Annotated in this window: 13 protein-coding genes; 12 read left to right on the top strand and 1 reads right to left on the bottom strand. The window is 68.0% G+C overall.

Features of this window, described 5'->3' with window-relative positions:
• The first annotated feature begins 57 nt into the window (after nt 1–57).
• From QTN24_RS14115 to QTN24_RS14075, 9 genes are all read left to right on the top strand, one after another.
• A complete protein-coding gene (locus QTN24_RS14115; RefSeq protein ID WP_313837770.1) occupies nt 58–1,236 on the top strand; it encodes an acetyl-CoA C-acyltransferase in 1,179 nt (392 codons plus the stop codon).
• Nucleotides 1,237–1,434: 198 nt separating this feature from the next.
• Entirely contained in the window at nt 1,435–3,294 is a 1,860-nt protein-coding gene (locus QTN24_RS14110; protein WP_313837769.1) for an acyl-CoA dehydrogenase, read from the top strand.
• A gap of 61 nt (nt 3,295–3,355) precedes the next feature.
• Nucleotides 3,356–4,138: an SDR family oxidoreductase gene (locus tag QTN24_RS14105; protein ID WP_124684354.1), complete on the top strand. Its 783-nt coding sequence runs from the start codon at nt 3,356–3,358 to the stop codon at nt 4,136–4,138.
• 45 nt (nt 4,139–4,183) lie between these two features.
• Nucleotides 4,184–4,615 (top strand): PaaI family thioesterase, encoded by a 432-nt coding sequence (locus QTN24_RS14100; RefSeq protein ID WP_124684353.1) that lies wholly within the window; start codon nt 4,184–4,186, stop codon nt 4,613–4,615.
• 58 nt (nt 4,616–4,673) lie between these two features.
• On the top strand, nt 4,674–5,687 hold the full coding sequence (locus QTN24_RS14095) for an NADP-dependent oxidoreductase (RefSeq protein WP_313837768.1): 1,014 nt from the start codon (nt 4,674–4,676) through the stop codon (nt 5,685–5,687).
• Nucleotides 5,688–5,725: 38 nt separating this feature from the next.
• Entirely contained in the window at nt 5,726–6,568 is an 843-nt protein-coding gene (locus tag QTN24_RS14090) for a class II aldolase/adducin family protein (protein ID WP_124684351.1), read from the top strand.
• A gap of 39 nt (nt 6,569–6,607) precedes the next feature.
• Nucleotides 6,608–7,543, top strand: a complete 936-nt coding sequence (locus QTN24_RS14085; protein ID WP_313837767.1) for a glutathione S-transferase family protein — start codon at nt 6,608–6,610, stop codon at nt 7,541–7,543.
• An 88-nt stretch (nt 7,544–7,631) separates the two neighbouring features.
• A complete protein-coding gene (locus QTN24_RS14080; protein ID WP_124684349.1) occupies nt 7,632–8,534 on the top strand; it encodes an SDR family oxidoreductase in 903 nt (300 codons plus the stop codon).
• Between the two features lie 66 nt (nt 8,535–8,600).
• Nucleotides 8,601–9,521 carry an alpha/beta hydrolase gene (locus tag QTN24_RS14075; RefSeq protein WP_313837878.1) on the top strand — a complete coding sequence of 307 codons (921 nt, stop codon included), beginning with the start codon at nt 8,601–8,603 and terminating at the stop codon, nt 9,519–9,521.
• A 33-nt stretch (nt 9,522–9,554) separates the two neighbouring features.
• On the opposite strand, the gene QTN24_RS14070 is transcribed toward QTN24_RS14075, so the two are convergent.
• On the bottom strand, nt 9,555–10,076 hold the full coding sequence (locus tag QTN24_RS14070) for an O-acetyl-ADP-ribose deacetylase (protein ID WP_124684348.1): 522 nt from the start codon (nt 10,074–10,076) through the stop codon (nt 9,555–9,557).
• Nucleotides 10,077–10,356: 280 nt separating this feature from the next.
• On the opposite strand from QTN24_RS14070, the gene QTN24_RS14065 reads away from it, so the two are divergent.
• From QTN24_RS14065 to QTN24_RS14055, 3 genes are all read left to right on the top strand, one after another.
• Complete coding sequence (locus QTN24_RS14065) at nt 10,357–11,367, top strand: alpha/beta hydrolase (protein WP_313837766.1); 1,011 nt, start codon at nt 10,357–10,359, stop codon at nt 11,365–11,367.
• Between the two features lie 112 nt (nt 11,368–11,479).
• Entirely contained in the window at nt 11,480–12,463 is a 984-nt protein-coding gene (locus QTN24_RS14060; protein ID WP_124684346.1) for a tripartite tricarboxylate transporter substrate binding protein, read from the top strand.
• 59 nt (nt 12,464–12,522) lie between these two features.
• Complete coding sequence (locus QTN24_RS14055) at nt 12,523–12,960, top strand: YbgC/FadM family acyl-CoA thioesterase (protein WP_124684345.1); 438 nt, start codon at nt 12,523–12,525, stop codon at nt 12,958–12,960.
• The last annotated feature ends 186 nt before the right edge of the window (nt 12,961–13,146 follow it).

Here is a 13,146-nt window from a genome sequence, read left to right as displayed (position 1 = left end):
ACACACCGAACATTCCTCCGCGGCAGGCGGAGACACCAAGATACCGAGGAGCAACACATGAACGAGGCAGTCATCGTATCCACGGCCCGCACCGGGCTGGCCAAGAGCTGGAAGGGCGCTTTCAACATGACCCATGGCGCCACGCTGGGCGGCCATGCGGTGCAGCATGCCATCGCGCGCGCCAAGATCGAGGCCGGCGAAGTGGAAGACGTGCTGATGGGCTGTGCCAACCCCGAAGGCGCCACCGGCGCCAACATCGCGCGCCAGATTGCCCTGCGCGCCGGCTGCCCGGTCACCGTGCCGGGTGCCACCGTCAACCGCTTCTGCTCGTCGGGCCTGCAGACCATCGCCATGGCCGCGCAGCGCGTGATTGCCGATGAAGGCGACATCTTCGTGGCGGGCGGCGTGGAGTCCATCTCGTGCGTCCAGCAGGAGATGAACCGCCACATGATCCAGGAAAGCTGGCTCAACAAGAACAAGCCGGAAATCTACTGGAGCATGCTGCAGACCGCCGAGAACGTGGCCAAGCGCTACAACATCTCGAAGGAGCGCCAGGACGAGTACGGCGTGCAGAGCCAGTTGCGCGCGGCCGCCGCCCTGGAAGCCGGCAAGTTCAAGGACGAGATCGTGCCGATGACGGTGCTCGCCGGCGTCGCCGACAAGGCCACCGGCCAGTTGATGACCAGGGAAGTGACGATCGACGCCGACGAGGGCATTCGCGCCGACACCACGCTGGAAGGCGTGTCGAAGATCCGCACCGCCATGCCCGGCGGCGTGATCACGGCCGGCAATGCGTCGCAGTTCTCGGACGGCGCGTCGGCTGCCGTGGTCATGAACGCCCGCGTGGCGGCCGCCAAGGGCCTGCAGCCGCTGGGCGTGTTCCGCGGCTTTGCCGTGGCCGGCTGCGAGCCTGACGAAATGGGCATCGGCCCGGTGTTCGCGGTGCCCAAGCTGCTCAAGAAGACCGGCCTGAAGGTCGAGGACATCGGCCTGTGGGAGCTGAACGAGGCGTTTGCCGTGCAGGTGCTGTACTGCGCCGACAAGCTCGGCATCCCGATGGACCGCCTCAACGTCAACGGCGGCGCCATCGCGGTGGGCCACCCGTACGGCGTGTCGGGCGCTCGCCTGGTCGGCCACGCGCTGATCGAAGGCAAGCGCCGCGGCGTCAAGTACGTCGTGGTGACGATGTGCATCGGCGGCGGCCAGGGCGCTGCCGGGCTGTTCGAGGTGCTGTAAGGCGCGTCGTTCGGCCGATGTTTTCCCCTCTCCCTGTGGGAGAGGGGCCGGGGTAGAGGGTGGGGCGGCTCCATCACGCGACCTGTCGTGTCCTGAGCCGCTTGCCCTCTGCCCCAACCCCTCTCCCGCTCGCGCGAGAGGGGAGCAACAACCTTCCCCATCGACTTCCAGTCGTCTCAGCCCGGAGCCCCGCATTCCATGTCGCTGATTCTTTCCCGTCGTGATCTCAACTTCGTGCTGTACGAATGGCTCCAGGCCGAGACACTGACCCAGATTCCCCGCTTTGCCGACCATTCGCGCGAGACCTTCGACGCGGCGATGGATACCTGCGAGAAGATCGCCACGGACCTGTTCGCGCCGCACAACAAGAAGAGCGACGCCAACGAACCGCACTTCGATGGCGAGACGGTCACCATCATCCCCGAGGTCAAGGCCGCGCTGAAGGCGTTCTGCGAGGCCGGCCTGATGGCCGCCGGCCAGGATTACGCGTACGGCGGCATGCAACTGCCGGTCACGCTGGAGAAGGCGGCGTTCGCGTGGTTCAAGGCCGCCAACGTCGGCACGAGTTCGTACCCGTTCCTGACCATCGGCAACGCCAACCTGCTGCTGACGCACGGCACGCCGGCCCAGATCGACACGTTCGTGCGGCCGGAGCTGGAAGGGCGCTTCTTCGGCACGATGTGCCTGTCCGAGCCGCAGGCCGGATCGTCGCTGTCCGACGTGGCCACGCGCGCCGACTACGAGGGCGAATCGCCGCTGGGCCAGCAGTACCGGCTGCGCGGCAACAAGATGTGGATTTCCGCCGGCGAGCACGAACTGTCGGACAACATCGTCCACCTGGTGCTGGCCAAGATTCCGGGGCCGGACGGCAAGCTGATCCCCGGCGTCAAGGGCATCTCGCTGTTCATCGTCCCGAAGTACCTGGTCAACGAGGATGGCTCGCTGGGCGAGCATAACGACGTGGTGCTGGCCGGCCTGAACCACAAGATGGGCTATCGCGGCACCACCAACTGCCTGCTGAACTTTGGCGAAGGCATGAAGTACCGGCCCGGCGGCAAGGCCGGCGCCATCGGCTACCTGGTGGGCGAGCCGCACAAGGGCCTGGCCTGCATGTTCCACATGATGAACGAGGCGCGCATCGGCGTGGGCCTGGGCGCGGTGGCGCTGGGCTACACGGGCTACCTGCACGCGCTGGACTACGCTCGCAACCGTCCGCAGGGCCGGCCGGTGGGGCCGCAGGGCAAGGACCCCGCCAGCCCGCAGGTGAGGCTCGTCGAACATGCCGACGTGCGCCGCATGCTGCTGGCGCAGAAGAGCTACGTCGAAGGCGGCCTGGCGCTGAATCTGTACTGCGCGCGCCTGGTGGACGACGAACATGCCGCCCGCGCGGCCGGCCACGCGGCCACGCAGCGCGACCTGTCGCTGCTGCTGGACATCCTGACCCCGATCGCCAAGAGCTGGCCGTCGCAATGGTGCCTGGAGGCCAACAGCCTGGCGATCCAGGTGCACGGCGGCTACGGCTACACGCGCGAATACAACGTCGAGCAGTTCTACCGCGACAACCGCCTGAACCCGATCCACGAGGGCACGCACGGCATCCAGGGGCTGGACCTGCTGGGCCGCAAGGTCGTGATGCAGGACGGCGCGGCGTTCCAGTTGCTCGGTCAGCGCGTGCAGGCCACCTGCGCGCGCGCGGCCGGCAGCGGCGACGCCACGCTGGGCGAGCAGGCCGCCGCGCTGGGCAAGGCCGCCGCGCGGCTGGCCGAGGTCACGCGCACGCTGTGGGCGGCCGGCGATCCGAACGTGACGCTGGCCAATGCATCGGTCTATCTCGAAGCGTTCGGCCACGTGGTGGTGGCGTGGATCTGGCTCGAACAGGCCCTGGTGGCCCGGCAGGCGCTGGACGGCGCCGCGGGAGAGGAAGCCGACTTCTATCGCGGCAAGCTGGCCGCGGCGGCGTACTTCTTCCGGTTCGAGCTGCCGAAGGTCTACCCGCAGCTTGACCTGCTGGCGTCGCTGGATCGCACCACGCTCGACATGCAGGACAGCTGGTTCTGAGCCGCCAACCGCGCCGGAACGCTGACAAGTACACAAGTACCGAGTACACAAGGAGACATACATGAAGACCATCGGGCAACTGTTCGATCTGAAGGGCCGCACGGCGCTCATCACGGGCGGCTCGCGCGGACTGGGGCTGCAGATTGCCGAGGCGCTGGGCGAGCAGGGCGCGCGGCTGGTGCTGTCGGCGCGCAAGGCCGACGAGCTGGCTTCGGCCCAGGCGCACCTCAAGGCGCGCGGCATCGAGGCCGACTGGATTGCCGCCGACGCGGCGCGCGACGACGAGATCGCCCGCCTGGCCGACGCGGCGCTGGCCCGGCTTGGCCACGTCGACATCCTGGTCAACAACGCCGGCGCCACCTGGGGCGCACCGGCCGAGGACCACCCGGTGGAGGCGTGGGACAAGGTGATGAACCTGAACATCCGCGGGCTGTTCCTGCTGTCGCAGCGGATCGGCAAGCTGTCGATGATCCCGCGCCGCCACGGCCGCATCATCAACGTGGCGTCAATCGCCGGGCTGGCCGGCAACCCGCCGGGGACGATGGAGACCATCGCCTACAACACGTCCAAGGGCGCCGTGGTCAACTTCACGCGCACGCTGGCGGCCGAATGGGGCGAGCACAACATCACGGTCAACGCGCTGGCGCCGGGGTTCTTCCCGTCCAAGATGACCAAGGGCTCGCTGGAGCGGCTGGGCGTGGACAAGATGTGCGAAGGCGTGCCGCTGCGCCGGCTGGGCGACGACGAAGACCTGAAGGGCGCCGCGCTGCTGTTCGCGTCGGACGCCGGCAAGCACATCACGGGTCAGGTGCTGGCGGTGGATGGCGGGGTGAGCGCGGTCTAGTCCATCGGCGCATAATCACGCCACGCATTTCCACCCGCCCCCAACATGACCCAGCGCCCCCTCAACATTCCGTTCCTGGCCGATCTCGGCGTGCTCTGCAACTACATGGAGGGCGGCCGCAGCGAGATCGAGCTCGACCTGCAGCAGCGCCACCAGAATAGCTGGGACATGGCCCACGGCGGCGTCATCATGACGCTGCTGGACGTGGCCATGGCCATCGCCGGCCGTTCGGCCGACACCGACGGCCGCGGCGTGGTCACCATCGAGATGAAGACCAGCTTCATGGCGCCCGGGCGCGGCAAGCTGACCGCGCGCGGCCAGACCGTGCACCGGACGTCGACAATGGTGTTCTGCGAAGGCGAGATCGTCGACGCCGACGGCAAGATCGTGTCCAGGGCGTCCGGCACGTTCAAGTACATCAAGCGGATGCCGCCGAAACGGGACACCGGCGCGGCCGATTCCGGCGCCGACGGCTGATCCCGTCGCGCCAGCCATCCTCCTTTCACCCTCTATCCCCGAAGCGAAGGAAACGATCATGTCGAAGCAAACCTACAAGCGCATCGTCCTGGCCTCGCGCCCCACGGCGGCCGTCACGCCGGACAACTTCCGTCTGGAGGAAGTGCCCGTGCCGGAGCTGGCCGACGGCCAGGTGCTGGTGCGCAACCATTTCCTGTCCCTGGACCCGTACATGCGCGGCCGCATGAGCGAAGGCAAGTCGTACGCCGACCCGCAGCCGCTGGGCGAGGTGATGATCGGCGGCACCGTGGGCGAGGTCGTCGCCAGCAAGAACCCGAAGTGGAACGTTGGCGACAAGGTCGTCGGCATGTTCGGCTGGCAGGAAATGGGCATCACCGACGGCGGCGGCATGCAGAAGGTGGACACCACCCACATCCCGCTGTCGGCCTACCTGGGCTCGGTGGGCATGCCCGGCGTGACCGCCTGGTACGGCCTGAACAAGATCATCGGGCCGAAGGCGGGCGAGACCATCGTCGTCAGCGCCGCGTCGGGCGCGGTGGGCAGCGTGGTTGGCCAACTGGCCAAGCTGGCCGGCTGCCATGTGGTGGGCGTGGCCGGCGGCAAGGAAAAGTGCGACTACGTGACCGGCGAGCTGGGCTTTGACGCCTGCGTCGACTACAAGGCCGCCAAGGACGCCAAGGAACTCTACGCGATGGTCAAGGCCGTGACGCCGAACGGTATCGACGGCTATTTCGAGAACGTGGGCGGCGACATCCTGGACGTGGTGCTGGCCCGCCTGAACCCGTTCGCCCGCATCGCCGTCTGCGGCCTGATCGCCGGCTACGACGGCCAGGACATGCCGCTGCGCAACCCGCGCGCCATCCTGGTGTCGCGCTGCCGGATCGAGGGCTTCATCGTGTCCGAGCACATGGACGTCTGGCCGCAGGCGCTCAAGGAACTGGGCGGCTACGTGGCGCAGGGCAAGCTGAAGTTCCGCGAGAGCATCGCCGAGGGCCTGGCCAGCGCGCCGGAAGCCTTCATGGGCCTGCTCAAGGGCAAGAACTTCGGCAAGCAGCTCGTCAAGCTGGCCTGACCGGCGCCCCATCCCCACAAAAGCACAGGAGACCGCCCATGAACGCCCCGCAAACCGCTGTCGACAAGGACGAGATGGCCGCCGGCCTGTCCGAGGAGATCAAGGCCCGCTACCGCGTGCTGCCGCGCCCGCCCCGGTTCGACACGCCTGCGCAGGAGCGGCTGCACCGCAAGCAGCGGCTGGCGGCGGCGTTCCGGCTGTTCTCCAAATTCGGGTTCGACGAGGGCGTGGCCGGCCACATCACGGCCCGTGACCCCGAGTTCACGGACACGTTCTGGGTCAATCCGTTCGGCGTGCATTTCAGCCAGGTGAACGTGTCGAACCTGATCCGCTGCGACCACCATGGCAACGTGGTGGAGGGCGACTATCCGGTCAACGCGGCCGCCTTTGCCATCCACTCGCGCATCCACCAGACACGCGAGGACGCCGTGGCCGCCGCGCATTCGCACAGCACCTACGGGCGGGCGTGGTCCACGCTGGGCCGCAAGCTCGACCCGCTGACGCAGGATGTCTGCGCGTTCTACAACGACCATGCGCTGTACGATGACTTTGGCGGGGTGGTGGTGGAGCTGGACGAGGGCCAGCGCATTGCCAACGCGCTGGGGCCGAACAAGGCGGCCATCCTGCAGAACCACGGCCTGCTGACCGTGGGCAAGACCGTGGACGAGGCCGCGTGGTGGTTCATCACGATGGAGCGGTCGTGCCAGGTGCAGATCCTGGCCGAATCGGCGGCGGCGCGTACCGGCCAGGCGCCGAAGCTGATCAGCGACGCCGCGGCGCGCCAGTCGTACTCGATCGTCGGCACGGCCCAGGCCGGCTGGTTCCAGTTCCAGCCGCTCTACGCCCGCATCGTGAAAGAACAGCCGGATCTGCTCGATTAAGACGGGGTCGATCGACCTCGAACCGCTGGAAAGGCCAAGATGCCCGACATCATCCTTCATCAATACGCAACCTCGCCGTTCTCGGAGAAAGTCCGGCTCGTGCTGGGCGCCAAGGGCTTGTCCTGGTGCGCGGTGGAAATCCCGCCGATCATGCCCAAGCCCGACGTGACGGCGCTGACCGGCGGCTACCGCCGCACGCCGGTGATGCAGATCGGCGCCGACATCTACTGCGATACCGCGCTGATCTGCGCCGTACTGGACCGGATGGCGCCGAACCCGCCGCTGTATCCGGCCTTCCAGGCGGCCCAGTCGCGGATCATGGCCGCGTGGCTGGACAGCGCACTGTTCACGGCCGCTGTCACCTACGCCATGCAGCCGGCGGGCGTGCAGTCGATGCTGGCGCACCTGTCGCCGGCGCAGGTACAGGCGTTCATGGCCGACCGCAAGGCCATGCGCGGCGACACCAACGCGCTGCGCATGCCGCTGCCCGAGGCCGCCGCCATGCTGCACGAAACGCTCGGGTCGCTGCAGCAGCAGTTCGCGGCGGGCGTGCAGCACGTGGCCGGCCCGGAGCTGTCGATTGCCGATTTCTCGCTGTTCCACTGCCTCTGGTTCGTCCGCCGCGCCACGGCGCTGGCGGCGCTGCTGGACGGCTATCCGCTGGTCAAGACGTGGTACGCGCGCATGCAGGCGTACGGGCACGGCAAGCTGCGCGTGATCCCGTCCGAATCGGCGCTGGCCGACGCCTACGACCACGATCCGCTGCCGCATGACCCGACGATCATTCCCGGCGCCGGCTTTGCCGCCGGCGACGCGGTGACCGTCACGCCCACCGACTACGCCAAGGACCCCGTGTCCGGCCTGCTGCTGACGCTGACCGAGCACGTGGTGACGATCCGCCGCCAGGACGCCCGCGCCGGCGCCGTCAACGTCCATTTCCCGCGCCAGAACTACCACGTGCAGGCGGCCGGCTGACTGCCTGTGCGGTGAGCCAACGGTGTTTCCCCTCTCCCGCGTGCGGGAGAGGGGAGCAAAGACCAAAGACAACATCGAGGAGACACCCATGAAGCAATTCGAGAACAAGGTTGCCGTGATTACCGGCGGGGCGTCGGGATTCGGCAAGGAGTTTGCGCGGATGGGCGCGCAGATGGGCATGCGGCTGGTGCTGGCGGACGTCCAGGAAGACGCGCTAGACGCCACCGTGGCCGAGTTCAAGGGCCAGGGCGCCCAGGTCATCGGCCTGCGCACCGACGTGTCGAAGGCCGAAGAGGTACAGGCGCTGGCCGACGCGGCGATGACCGCGTTTGGCGAAGTCAACCTGGTGTTCAACAATGCCGGCGTCGGCGCGGGCGGCTTTGTCTGGGAAAACACCGAGAAGGACTGGGAATGGGTGCTCGGGGTCAACCTGTACGGGGTGATCCACGGCGTACGCATCTTCACGCCGCTGATGCTGGACGCCGCCAGGAAGGACCCGTCCTTCCAGGGCCACATCGTCAACACCGCGTCGATGGCCGGGCTGCTGAACCCGCCGGCGATGGGCGTCTACAACGTGTCCAAGCACGCCGTGGTCTCGCTGACCGAGACGCTGTATCACGACCTGGGGCTGGTCACCGAACAGGTGCGCTGTTCGGTACTGTGCCCGTACTTCGTGCCAACCGGCATCAGCCAGTCGCACCGCAACCGGCCCGCCGGGCTGGCCAACGAGGCGCCGCCCACGCGCTCGCAGATGGTGTCGCAGGCGTTGTCGGACAAGGCGGTCAGCTCGGGCAAGGTCACCGCCGCCGACGTGGCGCGGCTGACATTCGACGCCATCCGCGATGAAAGCTTCTATATTTATTCGCACCCGCAGGCCCTGGCGACGGTGCAGTCCCGCATGGAACACATCGTCCGCCAGCAGAACCCCGGCGATGCGTTTGGCGACAAGCCCGAGGTGCGCGCCGGCCTGGTGGCCGCGCTGCGCGGCTGACCTGGCCACATTCTTGCATCGTCGAACGGGAGACCAGTGATGGCAGAGATGGCCAGGGAGACCATGATGACCGCACCCGCCGTGATTCACCACCTGCAGTTCGCCAACCTGCCCAACGGCACGCGGCTGCATTACGGCAGCGCGGGCGAGCAGGGCAAGCCGCTGATCCTGTTCGTGCACGGCTTTCCGGAGTTCTGGTACGCCTGGGAGCGCCAGCTTGCCGATTTTGGCCAGACCCACTTCGCGGTGGCACCCGACCTGCGCGGCTTCAACCTGTCGAGCAAGCCGGCCAGCCCGGATGCCTACAAGCCGAAGCTGCTGGTCGAGGACCTGGTGCAGTTCATCCGCGTGCTCGGCTACGAACGCTGCGTGATCGTGGCGCACGACTGGGGCGGCGCCGTCTGCTGGAACCTGGCCGCGCAGCGGCCCGACCTGGTGGAGCGGCTGGTCATCATCAACTCGCCCCACCCGTACCTGTTCGCCCGCGCGCTGTCGGCCGACCCGGCGCAGCAGCAGGCGTCGGCCTACATGAACTGGCTGCGCAAGCCCGGCGCCGAGCAGGCGCTGGCCGCCAACGACTTTGCGCTGCTGGAAAAGATGCTGACTGGCGAAGCCGGCGCGCTGCCGGCCTGGTTCACCGGCGAGACGCGCAGCCGCTATCACGGCGCGTGGTCGGAGCCGGGCGACGACGGCTCGCATCCGCTGACCGGCGGCGTGAACTACTACCGGGCCACGCCGATGCACCCGCCGGCCCAGGGCGAGACCGCGCCGGACATTTCGCGGCTGGACCCGGCCATGTTCGTCGTGCGCGTTCCCACGCTCGTGATCTGGGGCGAGAACGACCGCGCGCTGCCCAAGACGCTGGTCGACGGGCTGGGCGACTTCGTGCCCGACTTGCGGCTGGAGCGCATTCCCGAAGGCACGCACTGGATCATCCACGAGCAACCCGAACGGGTGAACCTGCTGATCCGCAGCGCGCTGCCCTGATCGCTGCCAGCCCGGCCGACCGGGCGGGGCGGCTCAGGCCAGCCGCTGCCGGTAGAGCCGGTAGTTCTCGTCGTCGTAGCAGACGAACGTCACCTGCTCGATGCTGGGCGCGCGGGCCAGCGCCTCGCGCACGGCGCCGATGGCGATGTCCACCGCCCGCTCGCGCGGAAATCCATAGATGCCGGTGCTGATGTTCGGAAACGCCACGGTGCGCAGGTTGTGCTCCGCGGCCAGCCGGATGCTGTTGCGGTAGGCGCCGGCCAGCAGCGCGTCCTCGTTCTGGCTGCCGCCGTGCCAGACCGGCCCCACGGCATGAATCACGTACGGCGCGGGCAGCAGGCCGCCCGTGGTGATGACCGCCTCGCCGGCCGGGCAGCCGCCCTGCGCGTCGCGGATGGCCCGGCACGCGGCCATGATGGCCGGCCCGCCCGCGCCATGGATCGCGCCGTCCACGCCGCCGCCGCCCAGCAGCCCGCTGTTGGCGGCATTGACGATGGCATCGACCTCCATCCGCGTGATATCCCCGTGCACAACCTGCAAGTGTTCGCCTGTCATGGTGTCTCCTGGTTCGATGGGGCTGCCGGTGCCGCGGGCGTCATGCCCGGCGCGGCACCCCTCCAGCATAGGCGGCAAACGTGCCGCTGGCAGCATGGCCGGTGATCGCGCAAAAGGTGCAGCAAAGGCAATGTCGAGGGTTATTTCGGACTGCCGGGCGGGTCAAACGCTGGCAATATACGGAAATCGAACGACCGTTCACAATTCGAACCTCCGTCACCCGAACGCCCCCGGTCGGGGCCGGTCTACACTGACCGACCGCCCGACACCGCCTGTCACCATGTCCGCCCAGCCCGCCCCGTCCGTTCCCGGCCTGCCTGCCCAGCCGCTCGACCCCCAGGTCGCGCAGTTGCTGGAGCTGATTGCGCGCGCCAGGCGTCCGGCCATCCATACGATAGACCCGGCCGACGCCAAGATCGGCTACGAGAAAAGCGCGCCGATCCTGGATCTGTCGCCGGCCCCGGTGCACGGCGTGGAGGATTTCACGGTGCCGGCGCGCGACGGGTTTGCCATTCCGGTGCGGCTGTACGCGCCGCGCGAGGCCAGCTGGGCCGATCCGCTGCCACTGCTGGTCTATTTCCATGGCGGCGGTTTCACGGTCGGCAGCGTCAACTCGCACGATTCGCTGTGCCGCGTGTTCTGCAACGGCGCGGACTGCCTGGTGCTGTCGGTGGACTACCGGCTCGGCCCGGACTGGAAATTCCCGACCGCCGCCAACGATGCATTCGACGTGCTGCACTGGGTGTTCGCCGAAGCGGCCCGCCTGGGCGCCGACCCGGCGCGCATCGCCCTGGGCGGCGACAGCGCCGGCGGCACGCTGGCCGCGGCCTGCGCCATCGAGGCCCGCGATACCGGCCTGGCGCCGGTGCTGCAGATGCTGGTCTATCCGGGCACCAGCGCGCGGCAGGACACGCCCTCGCACCGCGCGCTGGCCGACGGCTACCTGCTGACGGCCGACATGATTCAGTGGTTCTTCGCGCAGTACCTGGACCGCGACGCCAGCCGCGACGACTGGCGCTTTGCGCCGCTCGATGGCGGCGGGCAGGGGGCCGACGTGCGCGGCGTCTGCCCGGCCTGGCTTGCCGTGGCCGGCTACGACCCGCTGCACGACGAGGGCGTGGCCTACGCGGCCAAGCTCCGGGCGGCGGGCGTTGCGGCAACGCTGGCCGACTATCCGACGATGATTCACGATTTCTTCAAGCTCGGGCGCTTCATCCACGCGGTGGCCGGCGCCCATGCCGACGCCGTGGCCGCCCTGCGCCAAGCCTTTGGGGCGGCGCCCGGGACGTAGCACGACGCATTCCGGCCCGACCCCCCACCAGAACCGGGGGCGGGCCAGCACCTGTTTCACGCTTTATCGAAGTCGCAACAGTGCATTTTTGCAGCAGAAGGAGACACTACTCATGCAACGCCGCCACTTCCTGGCCCAGGTGGGCCTGCTCGCCGCTTCGGCCGCTGTCGGACTGGCCGCCATGCCGGCCCACGCCCAGGCGGACAAGTTTCCGAACCGCCCGATCCGCCTCGTGATCGGCTACACCGCCGGCGGTTCCACCGACATCCCGTTCCGCGTGCTCGCGGAAAACGCCTCGAAGATCCTGGGCCAGCCCGTGATCGTCGAGAACAAGCCCGGCGCCGGCGGCGTGCTGCCCGCGCAGATGATGCAGTCCACCGCGCCGGACGGCTACACGCTGGCCCAGGTGGCCATGCCCGTCTACCGCCTGCCGTACACCACCAAGATCAACTGGGACCCGGTCAAGGACCTGAGCTACGTCATCAACCTGGCCGGCTACTCGTTCGGCCTGGTCGTGCCGGCCGATTCGCCGATCAAGACGATGCAGGAGTACATCGCCTACGCGAAGGCCAACCCGGGCAAGCTCACCTACGGCTCGCCGGGGTCGATGACCACGCTGCACCTGACCATGGAAGACCTGGCCATGCGCCAGGGCGTGCAGTTCTCGCACATTCCGTACAAGGGCAATTCGGAATCGATGCAGGCGCTGCTGGGCGGCCACGTGATGTCGGTGGCCGACACGCCGGCCTGGGCCCAGTACGTGGAGCAGGGCAAGCTGCGCCTGCTGTCGACGTGGGGCGACAAGCGCTCGGCCCGCTTCCCGAACGTGCCGACGCTCAAGGAACTGGGCATGGGCATCGTGCAGACGTCGCCGTTCGGCCTGGTGGCGCCCAAGGGCACGGACCCGGCCATCGTCAAGAAGCTGCATGACGCGTTCAAGCAGGCCATGGAGATGCCGAACTACCGCGAGTCGCTGGCCAAGTTCGACATGGAGCCGTACTACATGGGCAGCGCCCAGTACGCCGCGTTTGCCGCCGACACGGTCAAGCGCGAGCGGGCAATCATCGAGAAGCTGGGGCTGGCCAAGCCGCAGTAAGCCGCAATGAACCAGCGGGGCGTTCCACGGAGCGCCCCGTTTTGCTTTTGGGGGGCCGCATGGCAAAAGAGGATTTCCGCCACAGCATGCCGCTGCGCGTGCGCTGGGCCGAGGTGGACCCGCAGTCAATCGTCTTCAACGCCCACTACCTGACGTATTGCGACATCTGCGTGACCGAATACTGGCGCGCGGTGGGCATCCGCTATCCCGAGGACGTGCTGCACGCCCACGGCGTGGACATCTTCGTGGTCAAGTCGACGCTGGAATACCACGCGTCGGCCCGCTTCGACGACATGCTCGACATCCGCGGCCGCATGGCACGCCTGGGCCGCTCCAGCATGCTGTTCCGCGTGGAGATGTATCGCGGCGAGGAACACCTGATCACCGGCGAGATCGTCTATGTGTGCGCCGACCCGAAGACCCAGAAGTCGGCGGCGATCCCGGCACAGGTGCGGGAGACGATCGGGGCGTGGGAGGTGGTGAAGCCGGGGGGGTGATTGGATGGGCGTAGTTGGGGGTTGGGGCGCTGGCCCTCACCCCCAACCCCTCTCCCGCAAGCGGGAGAGGGGAGCACACCGAAGGCGGTCGTCAAGCTCGTGGTTGTCTCTGTAGTGGTCCAATTTCCTCAGACAGGTCGATAGGTGGAAAATCACGATCGACGAGGAAAGGACGACATGACAAAG

Source organism: Cupriavidus sp. SZY C1, from assembly GCF_032190535.1.
GTDB classification, from domain to species: Bacteria; Pseudomonadota; Gammaproteobacteria; order Burkholderiales; family Burkholderiaceae; genus Cupriavidus; species Cupriavidus pauculus_C.
Note: the sequence above shows the minus strand (reverse complement) of the source record. Positions and strands in the feature narration are given on the sequence as shown.